Source organism: Bacteroides xylanisolvens (assembly GCF_018289135.1).
Classification (GTDB): Bacteria; Bacteroidota; Bacteroidia; order Bacteroidales; family Bacteroidaceae; genus Bacteroides; species Bacteroides xylanisolvens.
On record NZ_CP072216.1, the window covers coordinates 1,257,371 to 1,276,849 of the forward strand.

Below are 19,479 nucleotides of genomic sequence, written 5' to 3' on the forward strand. Positions count from 1 at the left end.
AGTAAAATGAAAAGAAAAAATATATTCCGTATCAGCGTAGCTTTTTTTGCAATGACTGCGTTTACTTCTTGTAGCGACCAGTTCATGCAAGACAAGCAGAACTTTGACAGCACTACTGCCGATGCTTATAATTATTGGAGTGGTGCACTGGGACGTGTAGCAGATGTTTATAGAGTATGTCTGCCAGATCCTAAGGCTACTCCCAGTTCAATGTATAACAGTACCGGTTTAGCAGACGACCAATCTAAGTCGACTGAAGAATATAGTGGATTCAGTGCTTTTGTCGATCCACTCAAGCCGTTGACTTATCAAACCGGAAATAATCCTGTACCTGATTACTTTGAAGGAACGAAAGGTGATCCTATAACTTCCGCTTATGGACGTATTCGTAATATTAATGATGTCATTGCAGGCATTGAAGGAAGCACGCTTTCGCAGGAAGAAAAGAATGAGTTGTTAGGGCAGGTTTACTTCTTTCGTGCATGGTGCTATTATAATTTGGTGAAATGGTATGGTGGTGTGCCCATCATTACGGAAGTACAGGAACCTGTTGAAAGTTCTGTTGTTCCCCGTTCTTCCGCAAAGGATTGTTTCAAATTTATTTGTGACGATTTGGAGAGAGCTGAAACATTGTTAGCACCTTTTACGGGAGCCGGACAATGGATGTCTGGTGATAATTACGGTCGTGTTACTTCCGGTACAGCAGTGGCTTTGTTGGGTCGAGTACGTGTACTATATGCCAGTCCGTTATTTAATCGCTCCAATGATTTGTCTCGTTGGACACAGGCTTACAATGATATAAAAAGATCTATTGACGTGCTGACAGCTGCCGGATATGGCTTGGCTAATGAAAGTAATCCCGGTGTGAACGCTTCCGGTTGGGCTAATCTTTTTACTGAAGTGCCGAGTCAAGAAGCTGTATTTGTAACGCTACACAACACGCTGACGGAAGGAGTTCCTGATTATCGTAAGAATAATACATGGGAAAATGGCATCCGGCCGTACAATGCTAGAGGAGGAGGTGGCAAAACACCTTCCGCCATGTTGGTAGATATGTTTCCTATGTCTGACGGCAAGATACCTGCAACTTGTGAAACATACAATACGTTAACTAAATCAGATATACCTTATTATCGCGAATTTCCTTTCGTCGATCGTGATCCGCGCTTCTATCGTACATTCGCTTTCCCGGGAGTTCGTTGGTCGTTTGTCGGTAATCCTACGACACAAGGGAACCGATACCCGCACAATGGTCCTGATTATGAACTTTGGAACTATACCTGGTATACGGATGCAGCTTATGTAGATGATATTGAAGCCAATAGCAGTGTGACCTATGGCGCTGATGGTCTCCTTAATGATGTAAAAGGTTTTTATGTACGTAAACGCTCTGATGACAGAGATGTGAATGCTATTGCCCGTTATGTCTATGATGAAAAGTCCGGGGGATTCACACGTTCTGCCGCGCCGTATATGGAGATTAGATATGCGGAAGTATTACTTAATTATGCAGAAGCAGCATGTAATGCGGGTGAGATGGGAGTTGCCGTTGATCAATTACAAAAAATCCGTGCTCGTGTTGGTTATAAAGCTGAAAATAATTATGGATTGGAAGCAGGTTTGGACGGTGACCAAGCTAAATGTATGGCAGCTATCATGTATGAACGTCAAATTGAATTGGCATACGAAGGAAAACGTTTCGATGATATGCGTCGCTGGATGTTGTTTGATGGCGGCATAGAACTTCCTGAAGGTGCGCCTGCTACTTGGAAACTGACTGGCTGGGGTGGAAACACATGTACATATCTTGGTTTTAAGCCACTCAACGGACAACGTCGCGAGAATCTTGAATTCCGTACAACTGTAAACGGTGGCATTGGTGGAACAAATGTTGACGACGATCCGTTAGTAAAAGCTGGAATTACCCGTCCGGCTGCAATGGATTTGAGAAAGGATCTTGCCAGCGAACAGGATAGGCTGAAAGAATTTTATTCAAATTATTTGACCCGTAAGACAAAGAAAGGCGATTCTTATGATGATAGCCATTCTCCATTGTATATCGCGTTCCTTCCAAGGTATTATATCCTTGGTTTCCATCAAGGTATCCAGGGTAATAATAGTACATTGCTGCAAACCATCGGCTGGGGAGATTACAACAACGGTGGCGCAAACGGTACTTTTGACCCGCTGGCTGAATAAAAAACTCAACTTCCTTCGATAAGAACCCTGCATTTCGGTGCAGGGATAATTACATCGGAGATGAATCACAGGATGCTTCGGCATCGAAAACCATAGAAATTCACCGGTTCCTCCCTCTTTTCTTTGAGAAGACGGCAGGAATTGGTGAATTTTTGTTCGTTAAATCAGCTGATTTTAGTTATCTTTGCCTTCGCAAACTTCTCAAAACGCTTCCCCAAGCCTGCTGAATGCCTGCAAACTTCCAGAAACGCTTTCCCAAGCTTGTAAAATGCCGGAAAACTTTTTAAATCGCTTTTGCAAGCTTGAAAAACGCCTGCAAATTTTAAAAAATGCTTTCACAGGTATGCAAAACGTCCGCGAATTTACAGCAACCATTTCGCGGGCTTGTCCGGACTTCGAATTTTTCAGAGATAGATAGAACAAGTATGAATCCCGAAAGAAAAAATTATGGGAAGTTATCAAAAAGCAGACGGTATCACACTGTCACAACTGAACAACACTGAGTACACCAATTTCATGAATCGTGTGCTGACACTCCTCACCGCAGGAAGTATTTCCAAACTGACAGTAACAAACATCGTGAACAGCATCAAGCCGAAGTTGGTACAAATGGAAGACCTGGTGAACCGTTCCACGGCCAACGCCGAAACAAAGGATTTACTGAAACTGGATGCCGAACGCGATTCGTATGTCAGTTATTTGTTGGCTACTGTCCGTGCGGCCAAAAACTCACCGTTGGCAGCGCAACGAGATGCATATAATACCTTGGAAATCACGGTGCGCCCTTATACCGGACTGGCACGCATGCGCAATATGGAGGAAACGGCAGCCATCAGCGGACTACTGCTTGATTTCCGCAAGGAAGCCGTGAAAACCGCCGTTACGGCACTCAATTTGGATGCCATATTAACGGCACTCGAAACCGCCAATAAAAACTATTCGGCACTGACAGACGCCCGTTCCGTTACTCGTACAGCAGAATCGGTTGCGGACTCAAAGACTGTGCGTGCGCAGCTTGATTCACTCTACGATGACTTGGTGATGCACATAACCGCTGTCAATATACTGACTCCCTCCATAACGGAAGCTTCAGCGTTTCTTACTGCTCTCAACCAAGTCATAGCCGAAACAAAAGCTGCTTATAATCGTCGTAAAGGTATTACGGCTCCCTCAAAGCCTTCCGGAGGCAACGGAACGATAACGCCTGGTGAAGGTGAAGCTCCCGATCCTGATGAAGGCGGTGGAGTAACTCCTCCTTCCGGTGGCAGCGACAGTGGCGAAGCTCCCGATCCGGCTCTCTGACGGCAGCTAATAGAAGAGAAAATGTGAAAAGAGGGAATCTTAAGATTCCCTCTTTTCTTTTACACCAAGCTATTCCGGTTATTCGGATTTCGTGTGTGACACATTCCTTCCTTCGTCGTTTTTTCTTCCGATAGAGAAATGACCGGCAGAAAAAGACACTTTTCAGCAAAGTGATTCTCGATAGTACTACACGGACCATTGGAGACTGGAAAGTCGTTTCTCTCCCCCGCATTTGATAAAAGATCATCATCACTGATTACAAATCTTTTCTTCTTTCGTCTTATTATTGTATTTTTGAATTAACAACTTCACAAAACCAAATAAAAATGAAGAAGAAACAGGTACTTTTAGCAGTTTTTGCTGCAACAATGTTGACTCCGACCGTTGCATGGGCGCAATACCCACAAATATCTGGCGAAGCCAAAGAAAACTATACAAAAATGATGACTGAAGAGCGGAAACGCTCTGATGAAGCATGGGCAAAAGCGTTGCCGATAGTACAAAAAGAAGCTAGAGAAGGACGTCCATATATTCCTTGGGCTGGTCGTCCGTACGATTTGCCACAGGCTGATATCCCTTCATTCCCAGGTGCTGAAGGTGGTGGTATGTACAGTTTCGGTGGTCGTGGAGGTAAAGTGATAACTGTCACAAATCTGAATGATCGTGGACCGGGCTCTTTCCGTGAAGCATGTGAAACTGGTGGTGCACGTATTATCGTATTTAATGTTGCCGGTATCATCCGTCTGGAATCTCCGATTATCGTCCGTGCTCCCTATGTAACCATTGCAGGGCAAACAGCTCCGGGAGACGGTGTTTGTATTGCCGGCGAGTCATTTTGGGTAGATACACATGATGTTGTTGTACGTCACATGCGTTTCCGTCGTGGAGAAACGAAAGTATGGCATCGTGATGACTCTTTCGGAGGTAACCCTGTTGGTAATATAATGATCGACCACTGCTCCTGTACGTGGGGATTGGATGAAAACATTTCTTTCTATCGCCACATGTACGACCCGAGTGAAGGACAATATGAAAGCAAAGACTTGAAACTTCCTACTGTAAACGTAACTATTCAAAATACTATCTCGGCAAAAGCGTTAGATACATACAATCATGCGTTTGGTAGTACGTTAGGTGGTGAGAACTGTGCATTTGCCCGTAACCTTTGGGCTAGTAACTCCGGACGTAATCCTTCTATCGGCTGGAATGGCATATTCAATTTCGTTAATAATGTAGTATTCAATTGGGTGCACCGTTCTTCTGATGGTGGTGATTATACCGCGATGTTCAATATGATTAACAACTACTACAAACCGGGACCTGCTACTCCTAAGGATTCCAATGTAGGACATCGTATCTTGAAACCGGAAGCAGGACGTAGTAAGCTGGATCATAAAGAATATGGGCGAGTATATGCCGACGGAAATATAATGGAAGGCTATCCTGAAATAACTAAAGACAACTGGAATGGCGGTATTCAGATTGAAACTCAACCGAACACTGACGGATATACTGAATACATGCGTAGCTACCAGCCGTTCGAGATGCCGTATATCAATATCATGGGGGCTAAAGATGCTTATGACTATGTATTGAAACATGTAGGTGCGAATATTCCTTGTCGTGATATTGTTGACGAACGTGTGATTGAAGAAGTAAGAACAGGTATTCCTTATTATGAAAAGAAACTTCCTAAAGACGCTTATGGTGACTTGACAGGTTTGTCTCCTAAGTCAATGGGGGAAGACGGACAGTTCAAGTATCGTCGTTTGCCGAAAGATTCTTATAAGCAGGGTATTATTACTGATGTTCGCCAGATGGGGGGGTATCCTGAATACAAAGGTACTCCTTATGTTGATACAGACAAAGATGGTATGCCGGACGAATGGGAAATTGCTAACGGATTAAATCCGAACGATCCGAGTGATGCCAATAAAGACTGTACTGGTGACGGATATACGAATATTGAAAAATATATCAACGGTATCAGCACAAAGCATAAAGTAGATTGGAGAGATATGAAGAACAACTACGATACATTGGCTGAAAAAGGAAAATTAATGTAATTATGAAAAAGATACTGATACTATCATTGCTTTTTATTTCCGGTTGGATGTCTGCGCAGGCAGTCGACTTAAATAAAGAGAATCGTGATCCTGAATATGTAAAGTCTATTGTCGGCCGATCACAAAAGATCGTTGATAAACTCGGACTTACAGATGCGAAAATAGCCGAAGATGTTCGCAATGTCATAGCCAATCGTTACTTCGAATTAAATGATATTTATGAGGTGCGGGATGCGAAAGTCAAGAAAGTAAAAGAATCCGGGTTGACTGGTGAGGCTAAAAATGAAGCTTTGAAAGCTGCGGAAAATGAAAAAGATGCGGCGCTATATCGTTCACATTTCGCTTTTCCTGCCAATTTATCTCTCTTTCTTGATGAAAAGCAAATAGAAGCCGTTAAGGATGGCATGACTTATGGAGTAGTAAAAGTGACTTATGACTCACATCTGGACATGATTCCTACTTTGAAAGAAGAAGAAAAAGCTCAAATCTATGCTTGGTTGATAGAGGCTCGTGAATTTGCGTTGGATGCAGAAAATTCGAATAAGAAACACGCTGCTTTCGGAAAATACAAAGGACGTATCAACAACTATCTGGCTAAACGTGGATATGACCTGAAGAAAGAACGAGAGGAATGGTATAAACGTATAAAAGCCCGTGGAGGTTCTATATAATTAAAAAATAAGATACTATAAAAAGAAGTGAAATTCTTTCCCATTGTAAATGGTTAGTTTGTTTGATGGTGGAAAGGGTGGCTCGGAGAGTCGCCCTTTTATCGTATATAAATTTTGAATCTATTGATTCTTCTAGTATATTTGAGTACAAACGGCGCTTTCCATCGTCTCCTCTGTATAAAAGATACAAATATAGAATATAGAAATGAAAAAGTTAAGAAATACATTAGCCGCAATAAGTCTTCTGTTTCTGGCTTCTTGTGGGGGGAACAAAGACTACTACATGTTCACTTCGTTTCATGAACCGGCTGATGAGGGGTTAAGATACTTATATAGTGAGGACGGAATTCACTGGGACAGTATTCCGGGAGTTTGGCTAAAGCCGGAACTGGGACAGCACCAGCTCATGCGGGATCCCTCGATGGTACGTACTCCGGATGGAACCTACCATTTGGTCTGGACTACAAGTTGGAAAGGTGATTTAGGATTTGGCTACGCACATTCTAAAGATTTGATCCATTGGTCGGAACAACAGATGATTCCTGTAATGGTAAACGAACCGACTACCATTAATGTATGGGCTCCGGAAATTTTCTATGACGACGAGAACGATCAGTTCATGGTCGTATGGGCTTCCTGTGTCCCCGGACGTTTCGAAAAGGGGATAGAAGAAGAGAATAATAATCATCGTTTATACTATATCACTACAAAAGATTTTAAAACCGTTTCGAAAGCAAAACTTTTGTACGATCCGGGATTCAGCACCATTGATGCCGTTATCGTGAAACGGGCAAAGAATGACTATGTAATGGTGCTCAAGGATAACACCCGACCGGAACGTAATCTGAAAATCGCTTTTTCCGATTCTATGACCGGTCCTTATTCGCCCGCATCCCAGCCTTTCACTGAATCCTTTGTAGAAGGACCGTCTGTAGAGAAAGTGGGAGACGATTATCTAATCTATTTTGATGTATATAAGAAAAAAATATATGGCGCTATGCGTACGAAGGATTTCCGGAACTTTACAGATGTAACAGAAGAGGTAAGCATCCCTGTGGGGCATAAGCATGGAACCATATTTACGGCTCCGGAATCAGTCGTAAAAGCATTGCTGGAAGAAAAGAAATAAATCCGGAAACAATTTTAAATCAGAATAAATCATGAACAACTCTGCTAAAATTCTTTTTGTACTGGCTGCCGGTTGGTTGACTACTACAGCCTTTGCACAAGATAGAATTCATTATACAGGAAAAGAATTATCGAACCCTGCTTGTCACGACGGACAACTGTCTCCGGTAGTCGGAGTACATAACATTCAGTTGGTACGTGCCAATCGTGAACATCCCGATGCTTCGAACGGCAATGGATGGACGTATAATCATCAGCCGATGCTGGCTTATTGGAATGGACAGTTTTTCTATCAATACCTGGCAGATCCTTCTGACGAACACGTACCGCCTTCACAGACTTTTCTGATGACATCGAAGGATGGATATCGCTGGACAAATCCGGAAATTGTGTTTCCTCCTTATCAAGTTCCCGATGGATACACCAAAGAGTCTCGTCCGGGTGTGCAGGCCAAAGATCTGATTGCCATTATGCACCAGCGTGTCGGATTCTATGTTTCTAAATCCGGCAAGCTGATTACAATGGGAAATTATGGAGTTGCTTTGGATAAAAAAGATGATCCCAATGATGGAAACGGTATTGGCCGGGTGGTTCGTGAAATAAAGAAAGACGGTTCTTACGGACCGATCTATTTCATTTATTATAATCATGGATTTAATGAAAAGAATACTGATTATCCGTATTTTAAGAAAAGCAAGGATCGTGAGTTTGTGAAGGCTTGCCAGGAAATTCTTGACAATCCGCTGTATATGATGCAGTGGGTGGAAGAAGCCGACCGTGAAGATCCTATTCTCCCGCTGAAGAAAGGATACAAAGCATTCAATTGTTATACATTGCCGGATGGACGTATTGCCAGTCTTTGGAAACATGCGCTTACCTCTATCAGTGAGGATGGCGGACATACTTGGGCAGAGCCTGTGCTTCGTGCAAAAGGTTTCGTCAATAGCAACGCGAAAATTTGGGGACAGCGTTTAAGTGATGGTACATACGCTACTGTATATAATCCGTCGGAATTTCGTTGGCCGCTGGCTATATCTTTGAGTAAAGATGGATTGGAATATACAACATTGAATCTGGTGCATGGTGAAATCACTCCCATGCGTTATGGAGGAAATTATAAATCATACGGTCCTCAATATCCGCGTGGTATTCAGGAAGGTAATGGAGTACCTGCCGATGGTGATTTGTGGGTTTCTTACAGTGTGAACAAGGAAGATATGTGGATTTCCCGTATTCCTGTCCCGGTGGAAATAAATGCTTCAGCACATGCGGATGATGATTTCTCTAAAAATAAATCAATTGCGGAACTGACTGACTGGAATATTTATTCCCCGGTTTGGGCCCCTGTTTCTTTGGAGGATCAATGGTTGAAGTTGCAGGATAAAGATCCGTTTGATTATGCCAAAGTGGAACGTAAAATTCCGGCTTCTAAAGAATTGAAAGTATCATTTGATTTGAAAGCCGGCCAGAATAATAAAGGCACACTCCAGATTGAATTTCTGGATGAGAATGGAATAGCCTGTTCTCGTATGGAACTTACTGATGATGGCATTTTCCGATTGAAAGGCGGCTCCCGGTTTGCAAATATGATGAAATATGAAGCAGGAAAGGTTTATCATGTAGAAGCAGTCCTTTCTACTGTTGATCGTAATATTCAAGTATATGTAGATGGCAAGAGAGTAGGGCTGCGTATGTTCTATGCGCCCGTGGCTGCTGTGGAGCGAATCGTATTCCGTACTGGCGTACCTCGTACATTCCCGACTGTAGATACTCCTGCCGACCAGACTTATGATCTGCCGAATGCAGGTGCGCAAGATCTATTGGCTGAATATGGCATTGCCAATGTGAAAACATCTTCTGCAGATAAAGATGCGTCTTCTGCTTTTTTAAAGTATGCTGACTTCAGTCATTATGCAGACTATTTCAACGGTATGGAAGACGAAAATATTGTTCAGGCAATTCCCAATGAAAAGGCTTCGGAATGGATGGAGGAAAATATTCCTTTGTTCGAGTGTCCGCAACATAACTTTGAAGAAATGTATTATTATCGTTGGTGGTCATTGCGTAAGCATATCAAGGAGACTCCTGTTGGCTATGGCATGACCGAGTTTCTCGTTCAGCGTTCTTATTCTGATAAATATAATTTGATTGCTTGTGCTATTGGACATCACATTTATGAAAGCCGTTGGTTGCGTGATCCGAAATATTTGGATCAGATTATTCATACATGGTATCGTGGCAATGATGGCGGTCCGATGAAGAAAATGGATAAGTTCAGCTCATGGAACGCAGATGCTGTTTTGGCTCGTTACATGGTAGATGGTGATAAGGACTATCTGCTGGATATGAAGAAAGATCTGGAAACCGAATACCAGCGTTGGGAACGTACGAACCGTTTGAAGAACGGATTGTATTGGCAGGGTGACGTACAGGATGGTATGGAAGAATCAATCAGTGGCGGACGGAGGAAGAAATATGCCCGGCCGACAATCAATAGTTATATGTATGGCAATGCTAAAGCACTTTCATGTATAGGAATTCTTTCCGGTGATGAGGGGATGGCTATGAAATATGGCATGAGAGCAGATACTTTGAAAAATCTGGTAGAAAATGAATTGTGGAATACACGTCATCAGTTTTTTGAGACGATGCGTACGGACTCTTCCGCGAATGTGCGTGAAGCAATCGGATATATTCCTTGGTATTTCAACCTGCCGGATACCACCCAAAAGTATGAAATTGCCTGGAAAGAAATTATGGATGAAAAAGGCTTCTCTGCTCCTTATGGATTGACAACTGCAGAACGTCGTCATCCGGAGTTCCGTACACGTGGAGTAGGCAAATGTGAATGGGACGGTGCTATCTGGCCGTTTGCTTCCGCACAGACATTGACAGCAATGGCTAACTTTATGAATAATTATCCGCAGACTGTATTGTCTGACAGTGTATATTTCCGTCAGATGGAATTGTATGTGGAATCACAGTATCATCGTGGTCGTCCCTATATTGGTGAATATTTGGATGAGGTGACCGGTTATTGGCTGAAAGGAGATCAGGAACGTAGCCGTTATTATAACCATTCCACTTTCAACGACCTGATAATTACAGGATTGATCGGACTTCGTCCACGTTTGGATAATACGATTGAAGTGAACCCCTTAATTCCTGCCGACAAGTGGGATTGGTTCTGCCTGGATAATGTATTATATCATGGTCATAATCTGACGATTCTTTGGGATAAGAATGGTGATCGCTATCATTGCGGAAAAGGATTGCGCATTTTTGTAGATGGTAAGGAAGTAGGGCAGGCGAATACATTGACAAAAATCGTTTGTGAAAATGCACTTAAATGATAATTTTGCGGAGTGCCCTGAAAGGGTTTAATTATATAGCGTAGGGCAACGCCCTACGTAAAAGCGACAATCTGAATTTGCGCCCTGAAAGGGCATAATTGTATATGGTTCCGCCCTTTCAGGGCTTGTGGCTGGTGTGTTTTTTTCGTAGGGCGTTGCCCTACGCTATATAATTAAGCCCTTTCAGGGCACCCCAATAAATATATAATTGTAAGGCTTTCAGCCTAACTGCAAAATTCCCATTTAACCGATAAATTCTCATTTATCGAACAAATAAAAGATACTTGAAAAATGAAATTCAAAAAGATTCTTCTTTCATTGCTAATTTGTTTGTCTTGTTTTGTACAGGCGAAGAATATAACCATCAGTCGTCTTACCTGTGAGATGCAGGAGGGACTGGTAGTGGTCGAAGGTTCACCCCGTTTGGGCTGGGTGATGGAATCGCCGGAAAATGGGACACGACAATCTGCCTATGAGATTGATATTCGGGAAGCTTTTACAGGGCGTTCCGTTTGGAATAGTGGGAAGGTTTATTCTTCGCAGAGCCAGTTAGTTTCTACAAAGGGGGCAGATATACGTCCTGATAACTCATTTAATTATAGTTGGCGCGTTCGTGTTTGGGATGAAACAGATACACCTTCCGAGTGGAGCAATGAAGCGAAATTCCGGGCAGTACCCGAAAGGTTATCTTCGGGGCAGTGGATTGGAGCTATTACCCGACAAAATGCTCATTTACCGGAAGGGCGTAAGTTCCACGGTGGAGAGCTGAAGAAACCGGAAGTGAAAGCTGCTTGGGAAGCAGTGGACACTTTGGCAAAGAAAAGTATTTGTTTGAGAAGAACATTCCAGGTAGGAGATGCGAAAGAAGGGGGTGCAAACCGTAAACCGGGCAAGAAAATAGTGGAGGCAACGGCATACGTTTGTGGTCTGGGATTCTATGAGTTTTCTTTGAATGGCAAAAAGATGGGTAACAGTGAGTTTGCCCCATTGTGGAGTGATTATGATAAAACTGTTTACTATAACACATACGATGTGACGGAACAATTGCGGCGTGGTGAAAATGTCGTAGGAATCTTATTGGGGAATGGATTCTATAATGTGCAGGGGGGGCGTTATCGCAAATTACAGATCAGCTTTGGTCCTCCCACACTTTTATTTGAGCTGGTTATTAACTACGAAGATGGAACATGTACGACGGTTCATTCCGATAATAATTGGAAATATGATTTTAGTCCGGTAACCTTCAATTGCATATATGGAGGAGAAGATTATGATGCGCGTCGTGAACAGAAAGGATGGAATCAGATTGGCTTTGATGACAGTCATTGGCGTCCGGTAGTCATACAGGAAGCTCCTAAAGGAATACTTCGTCCACAGATGGCGGCTCCAGTGAAAATCATGGAACGGTATGATATTCAAAAGGTAACCAAACTAAATGCGGACCAAGTTGCATCAGCTTCTGTATCAACTAAGAGAACAGTCGATCCTTCTGCTTTTGTGTTGGATATGGGACAGAATTTGGCTGGCTTTCCGGAAATAAAAGTACGTGGCAAACGTGGTCAGAAAGTAACTTTGATTGTAGCCGAAGCATTGACAGAGGAAGGTGCTTGCAATCAGCGTCAGACAGGGCGTCAACACTATTACGAATACATTCTGAAAGGGGAAGGCGATGAAATCTGGCACCCTCGTTTCTCTTATTACGGTTTTAGATATATTCAGGTAGAGGGTGCTGTCTTAAAAGGACAGAAGAATCCGCAGAAATTGCCTGTATTAAAGAATATTCAATCCTGTTTCGTATATAATTCAGCCAAGAAAGTTTCCACTTTCGAATCATCCAACCGGATATTTAATGCTGCCCATCGATTGATCGAGAAAGCGGTTCGCAGCAATATGCAGTCTGTGTTTACGGATTGTCCGCATCGTGAGAAACTTGGGTGGCTGGAACAGGTACATCTGAATGGTCCGGGTTTGTTGTATAACTATGATTTGACAGCATACGCTCCGCAGATTATGCAGAATATGGCAGATGCACAACATTCCAACGGAGCCATGCCGACAACTGCTCCGGAATACGTGATTTTTGAAGGTCCGGGTATGGATGCTTTTGCCGAATCTCCGGAGTGGGGTGGGTCTTTGGTTATTTTCCCTTTTATGTACTATGAGACTTATGGAGACGATTCATTGATTAAGAAATATTATCCGAATATGCGTCGTTACGTGGATTATCTCAAGACTCGTGCAGATACAGGTATTCTTTCTTTCGGATTGGGAGACTGGTATGATTACGGAGATTTTCGTGCGGGATTCTCACGGAATACACCCGTTCCTTTGGTGGCTACTGCGCATTATTACATGACAGTCATGTATTTGGTACAAGCCGCGAAAATGGTGGGTAATGACTTTGACATTCGTTATTACACTTCGTTGGCACAGGAGATAATGGTTGCATTTAATAAATGTTTTCTTCATAAAGATACGGCACAATATGGTACAGGAAGCCAATGCAGTAATGCGCTTCCGTTGTTCCTCCAAATGACGCAGGATGCAGATGAACAAGATAACTACCGACCGGATGCAGATTTGAATGAGAAAGTATTCGCGAATCTGATAAAAGATGTGGAAGCACATGGCAACCGTTTGACTACCGGTGATGTGGGAAACCGTTATCTGATTCAGACATTGGCGCGTAATGGAGAACATGAACTTATTTATAAAATGTTCAATCATGAAGAAGCTCCCGGATATGGTTTCCAGTTAAAATTCGGCGCTACAACTTTGACCGAGCAATGGGACCCCCGTCAAGGTTCTTCCTGGAATCACTTTATGATGGGACAGATTGATGAATGGTTCTTTAATTCACTGGTCGGTATTCGTCCTTCTACCACTCCAAAACAAGGTTATCAGAAGTTCATCATCGCTCCCCAACCTGTGGGAGATTTGAAATATGTCAAAGCGTCGTATGAAACTTTATACGGTACCATTAATGTGGACTGGACTTGTGAGAATGGGACTTTCACTTTAAACGTGTCTGTTCCGGTGAATACTACCGCTGTTGTTTATCTCCCGGGCGGAAAAGAACCGAAAGAAATACAGAGCGGAACATATCAATTGGTTTGTGCAAAATAAAAGAACCTTTTTGTATATATTTGTAGAATTAAAAAACAATGTATTCGTATAAAAAATCATGCAGCATCTTTATTTTAATCATGTAGCATGTTTGAAAAAAACATCTCAATGATTGTCTTCAAACATTGGGAAGAAAAAAAGATTCTATTAGCATGATTTTTTAGAAGGAAACGATGAAATATACTTTAATAATATCGATTATGAATTTACGAACAACTCTTTTTGTCTTTCTTTGCTTCTGTGCAACCACAGTTCTTCGTGCCGAGCGTGTAGATATGCTGAAGGCCGGTGCAAAAGCAAATGGCAAGACTCTTAATACAAAGCTAATCAATTCAACGATTGACCGTCTGAACCGTGGTGGCGGAGGTACTCTTTTCTTTCCTGCCGGAACTTACCTGACGGGGAGTATCCATCTGAAAAGTAATATTACACTGGAGTTGGAAGCCGGAGCTACCTTGCTCTTTTCCGATAACTTTGATGACTATCTTCCTTTTGTCGAGGTTCGTCATGAAGGAGTGATGATGAAAAGTTTCCAGCCTTTGATTTATGCGGTAGATGCCGAGAATATTACGATCAAAGGAGAAGGAACTTTGGACGGACAAGGAAAGAAATGGTGGATGGAGTTCTTTCGTGTCATGATTGATTTGAAAGACAATGGCATGCGTGATGTGAATAAATATCAGCCAATGTGGGATGCAGCAAATGATACGACAGCAATTTATGCTGAAACGAACAAGGATTATGTAAATACATTGCAACGTCGCTTTTTCCGTCCTCCGTTCATTCAGCCCGTTCGTTGTAAGAAAGTAAAGATTGAAGGAGTGAAAATCATAAATTCTCCCTTCTGGACGGTCAATCCGGAGTTTTGCGACAATGTAACCATAAAGGGGATCACCATAGATAATGCGCCCTCACCAAATACGGACGGAGTGAATCCGGAATCCTGCCGCAACGTACATATCAGCGACTGCCATATATCAGTAGGAGACGATTGCATCACAATCAAGTCGGGAAGAGATGCGCAGGCCCGTCGTTTGGGAGTACCTTGCGAGAATATCACTATCACCAACTGTACCATGCTTTCCGGTCATGGAGGTGTTGTTATCGGCAGCGAGATGAGTGGGAGTGTGCGTAAAGTTACTATTTCCAATTGCGTGTTTGACGGAACAGATCGTGGAATTCGTATTAAGTCAACCCGTGGAAGGGGAGGAGTCGTTGAAGATATTCGTGTCAGCAACGTCGTAATGAGCAACATTAAACAGGAAGCTGTCGTATTGAATTTGAAATACAGTAAAATGCCTGCCGAACCTAAGAGTGAACGCACTCCGATATTCCGTAACGTACATATCAGCGGAATGACTGTGACAAACGTAAAGACTCCGATCAAAATAGTGGGCTTGGAAGAAGCGCCGATATCTGACATTGTTTTGCGTGATATTCATATTCAGGGAGGGAAACAGAAATGTATCTTCGAAAATTGTGAACGTATCACGATGGATGACGTAATCGTCAATGGTGAAGTAATTAAAAGCACACAACAGATACTACAGATTAACACAGATTTTTAATTCGACTAAATTATAAGAATAATAAATCTGTGAAAATCTGTGTAATCTGTGGTGAAAAAACAACTTACATAAATTAAAAATAAATGAAACGAATCCTTTTTACTATGCTTCTTGCCGCATCTCTTTCGGCCGAAGCCCAGACGCAAACATACGAGACAGAATTTGCCCGTCCCTTGAATGAAGTACTGACGGATATACAGAACCGTTTCGGAGTCCGTTTGAAATATGACATTGATACGGTGGGAAAAGTGCTGCCTTATGCCGATTTCCGTATTCGTCCTTATTCCGTGGAAGAATCCTTGACGAATGTATTGGCACCTTTCGATTATAAATTTGTTAAGCAGAAAGGAAATATGTATAAGCTGAAAGCATACGAGTATCCACGTCGTACAGATGCAGACGGAGAGAAGATGCTGGCTTATCTGAATACACTCTATACAGACCAACAGTCCTTTCAACTTCGTGCCGATTCTCTGAAAAAAGAGGTACGTCAGCGTTTAGGTATCGATCCTTTGTTGGCTCAATGTGTCAAATCCAAACCTATTCTTTCAAAGATACGTAAGTTTGATGGCTATACCGTGCAGAATTTCGCGCTTGAAACACTTCCCGGGTTATACGTTTGCGGTTCTATCTATACGCCCCAATCGAAAGGAAAACATGCGTTGATAATCTGCCCTAACGGACATTTTGGTGGCGGACGTTATCGGGAAGACCAACAACAACGTATGGGAACTTTAGCACGTATGGGAGCTGTTTGTGTAGACTATGATTTGTTCGGATGGGGAGAGTCGGCTTTGCAAGTGGGCAGTGCGGCACACCGTAGTAGTGCGGCGCACACTATTCAGGCAATGAACGGCTTACTGATTCTTGACTACATGCTTGCTTCCCGTAAGGACATTGATACCAGCCGTATCGGTACGAATGGCGGTTCGGGTGGAGGTACCCATACTGTATTGTTGAGCGTATTAGATGATCGTTTCACCGCTTCAGCTCCGGTGGTGAGCCTGGCTTCTCACTTCGACGGTGGTTGTCCCTGCGAAAGCGGAATGCCTATTCAACTATCTGCAGGAGGAACCTGTAATGCGGAATTAGCCGCTACTTTTGCTCCTCGTCCACAACTGATCGTATCGGATGGCGGCGACTGGACGGCCAGTGTTCCTACTCTTGAATTTCCTTATCTGCAACGAATTTACGGATTCTACCAGGCAAAAGATAAAGTAACGAATGTACATCTTCCCAAAGAGAAACATGACTTTGGCCCGAATAAGCGGAATGCTGTTTATGACTTCTTCGCAGAAGTATTCAAATTGGATAAAAAGATGTTGGATGAAAGCAAGGTCACCATTGAACCGGAATCCGCTATGTATAGTTTTGGTGAAAAAGGAGCTTTGCTTCCTGAAGGCGCCATCCGTTCTTTTGACAAGGTAGCTGCTTATTTTGACAAGAAGGCTTTTGCTAATTTAAAATCAGATGCTTCTCTCGAAAAGAAAGCCATCGACTGGGTAGCTTCTTTAGAGTTGAACGATGATAAAAAAGCAGGTTTTGCAGTAACTGCCATTTATAATCATCTTCGTAAAGTGCGTGACTGGCACAATGAGCACCCTTATACAACAATCCCCGAGGGTATCAATCCTCTGACAGGCAAACCGCTTTCCAAGCTCGACCGTGAAATGATTGCAGATTCTGCTATGCCGAAAGAAGTGCATGAAAGGCTAATGAAAGATTTACACAGAGTATTGACGGAAGAACAGATTGAACAAATCCTGGATAAATACACGGTAGGTAAAGTTGCTTTTACCTTGAAAGGTTATCAGGCCATCGTGCCCAATATGACGGAGGAGGAAACGACTTTTGTTCTGGAACAGTTGAAACTGGCTCGCGAACAGGCTATTGACTACAAGAATATGAAGCAGATTTCTGCTATCTTCGAAATTTATAAAACCAAATGCGAACAGTATTTCAATGAGCATGGTCGCAACTGGCGGCAGATGTTCAAAGATTACGTGAATAAGCGAAACGCAGAAAAGAAGGCTCAAGGAAAGAAATAAATGAGGGTAAACCCTTAACCTCCTACATAACCGGAAAATCTCCGGGATAATAGAAGAATATAATAGAGCTATGCTTTGCAACTGACAAAGTATAGCTTTATCATATCTAAAGCTATGCTTTAGTTCCCCTAAAACACTGCTATAATTTATTTCTTCACGATTACTAAACATCTTTTTCGCAGAAAATGTGTTATTTTGTAGATGGCTAACAGAAATGTATATGATATGGATAAGCAAAAAGTAGCATTAGTCCTTTCCATGGGTGGAGCACGTGGAATAGCACATATAGGAGTAATTGAAGAATTACTTCGTCACAACTTTGAGATTACTTCCATTGCAGGAAGTTCCATGGGAGCAATGGTGGGAGCAATGTATGCTTCAGGAAAAATGGAAGAATGTAAAGAATGGCTGTATAGTTGGGACAAACGCAAGATGTGGGAATTGGCGGATCTTACCTTAAGCCGGGATGGATTAGTGAAAGGTGACCGTTTTATTAAAGAACTGAAACAAATTATTCCGGACATGAATATTGAAGACCTGCCTGTCCCTTATGTAGCGATGGCTACGGATATTGTCCGCGATCAGGAAGTCAGGTTTGACAGAGGGAGCTTACATGAAGCTATCCGTGCGTCTATTTCTATCCCTATGCTTTTCCGCCCATTAAGAAAAGACGGTATGGTATTGATTGATGGAGGTATTCTGAATCCTCTTCCATTGAGTCATGTGCAACGCACTGAAGGAGACATTCTGATAGCTGTCGATGTGAATGCACCCATTGATACCGGAAAGAAAAAGAAAGTATCTCCTTATAATCTGTTGACAGAATCTTCCAGGATGATGATGCAGCAAATCACCCGTTATCAGATAGAACGTTGTCAGCCGGATATCTTAATTCAAATTTCCGGCGATACGTATGATATGTTGGAGTTCCATCATGCTGCTTCGATAGTGAAAACTGGAGTGGAAGTTGCTCGAAGAATATTAATGCAATAAATAGTGGATACTATCGTATTTGTTATCGTGCCCAAAAGACCTTAACAAATACGATAGTATTCATTAAAGTGATAGATTTTTATTCAATATAAATCATCTTTTTCGTCATTCCCCCGTCAATAGTGATGTTTTCTCCATTGATGAAATCATTGTTTTCCTCGCAGAGAAACAGACACATGCGGGCAATATCTTCCGGTTTGCCTACCCGGCGTGAAGGATGCTGTGAATGGTCTTCCGGTTGGAGTTGATCATAATCATGAGTCTGTATCCATCCCGGAGCAATGGAATTTACGGTGATATTCCATTCGGATAAAGACAAAGCCAATGCATGAGTCAAAGAATAGATACCACCTTTCGATGCTGCATACCCTTCACTTCCCGGTTCACTCATCAGATAACGTGTAGAGCAGATATTTATAATTCGGCCGTATGGGTTGGGAGAGGGCTGCTTTTTACGATGGATGGCAAGCAGCCGGGAAGTGATGAATACAGGACGCAGGTTAATAGAAAGAATTTTGTCGAAATCCTCTACACTTGTTTCTGTGATAGAAGAAAATTTGCTGATACCGACGTTGTTGACAATAATATCAATATCGTTCCATTCGGCAAGAATGGTTTGCATACAACTTTCAAGTGCGTTTTTATCACTTACGTCGACCTTATGGAACATAGCCCCGGTTGCCTTCGCAGTCTCCTGTCCCGATGTTTCGTTTATATCACAAAAGGCAACTTGATTTCCAGCTAGGCAAAAAGCTTCTACTATTGCTTTGCCTATTCCTTCCGCTCCGCCTGTTATAAATACTCTTCTTTTTGAATCCTCCGGTTTTGAAACCGTTGAAGTGTGAGACTTCGATTCAGCCGGACGTACTGCTGTTAGTTTCTTCTTACCATATTTTTGTGCTTGTTTCCAAGCAGCTTTTCGGGCTTCGTATTGTTCCTGTTGTCTTTCTATGTAATTATCTGCCATCGTTATTTTTTATTTATTGGCAAATGTAAAGTATAAAATGGATAAATACAAGAATCGA

11 protein-coding genes are annotated in these 19,479 nt (G+C 42.5%); 10 read left to right on the forward strand and 1 reads right to left on the reverse strand.

The features are described from left to right. Positions 1–6: 6 nt before the first annotated feature. The 10 genes from INE92_RS05310 (at position 7) to INE92_RS05355 (ending at position 18,454) form a co-directional block, all read left to right on the forward strand. Positions 7–2,199 carry a RagB/SusD family nutrient uptake outer membrane protein gene (locus INE92_RS05310; RefSeq protein WP_151939976.1) on the forward strand — a complete coding sequence of 731 codons (2,193 nt, stop codon included), beginning with the start codon at positions 7–9 and terminating at the stop codon, positions 2,197–2,199. Positions 2,200–2,646: 447 nt separating this feature from the next. Continuing rightward, positions 2,647–3,501, forward strand: coding sequence for a DUF6261 family protein (locus INE92_RS05315; RefSeq protein WP_004311799.1), 855 nt, complete (start codon positions 2,647–2,649; stop codon positions 3,499–3,501). 326 nt (positions 3,502–3,827) lie between these two features. Continuing rightward, the gene (locus INE92_RS05320) at positions 3,828–5,567 is read left to right on the forward strand and encodes a thrombospondin type 3 repeat-containing protein (protein WP_008770997.1); all 1,740 of its coding nucleotides are present in this window, start codon (positions 3,828–3,830) and stop codon (positions 5,565–5,567) included. 2 nt (positions 5,568–5,569) lie between these two features. Next, positions 5,570–6,238, forward strand: coding sequence for a DUF3826 domain-containing protein (locus INE92_RS05325; protein ID WP_004300481.1), 669 nt, complete (start codon positions 5,570–5,572; stop codon positions 6,236–6,238). Between the two features lie 205 nt (positions 6,239–6,443). Further along, a complete protein-coding gene (locus INE92_RS05330) occupies positions 6,444–7,367 on the forward strand; it encodes a glycoside hydrolase family 43 protein (protein WP_015531202.1) in 924 nt (307 codons plus the stop codon). A 31-nt stretch (positions 7,368–7,398) separates the two neighbouring features. Continuing rightward, positions 7,399–10,719: an MGH1-like glycoside hydrolase domain-containing protein gene (locus INE92_RS05335; protein ID WP_134993054.1), complete on the forward strand. Its 3,321-nt coding sequence runs from the start codon at positions 7,399–7,401 to the stop codon at positions 10,717–10,719. A 291-nt stretch (positions 10,720–11,010) separates the two neighbouring features. After that, the gene (locus tag INE92_RS05340) at positions 11,011–13,845 is read left to right on the forward strand and encodes a glycoside hydrolase family 78 protein (protein ID WP_015531201.1); all 2,835 of its coding nucleotides are present in this window, start codon (positions 11,011–11,013) and stop codon (positions 13,843–13,845) included. Between the two features lie 200 nt (positions 13,846–14,045). Next, complete coding sequence (locus INE92_RS05345) at positions 14,046–15,413, forward strand: glycoside hydrolase family 28 protein (protein ID WP_008775768.1); 1,368 nt, start codon at positions 14,046–14,048, stop codon at positions 15,411–15,413. Positions 15,414–15,496: 83 nt separating this feature from the next. Then, positions 15,497–17,461, forward strand: coding sequence for a 6-O-methylesterase (locus INE92_RS05350; protein WP_008640513.1), 1,965 nt, complete (start codon positions 15,497–15,499; stop codon positions 17,459–17,461). 201 nt (positions 17,462–17,662) lie between these two features. Then, a complete protein-coding gene (locus INE92_RS05355; protein ID WP_004306221.1) occupies positions 17,663–18,454 on the forward strand; it encodes a patatin-like phospholipase family protein in 792 nt (263 codons plus the stop codon). A 79-nt stretch (positions 18,455–18,533) separates the two neighbouring features. Here the strand turns inward: INE92_RS05355 and INE92_RS05360 are convergent, their stop codons facing one another. Next, positions 18,534–19,421 carry an SDR family NAD(P)-dependent oxidoreductase gene (locus INE92_RS05360; RefSeq protein ID WP_015531198.1) on the reverse strand — a complete coding sequence of 296 codons (888 nt, stop codon included), beginning with the start codon at positions 19,419–19,421 and terminating at the stop codon, positions 18,534–18,536. Positions 19,422–19,479 lie beyond the last annotated feature (58 nt).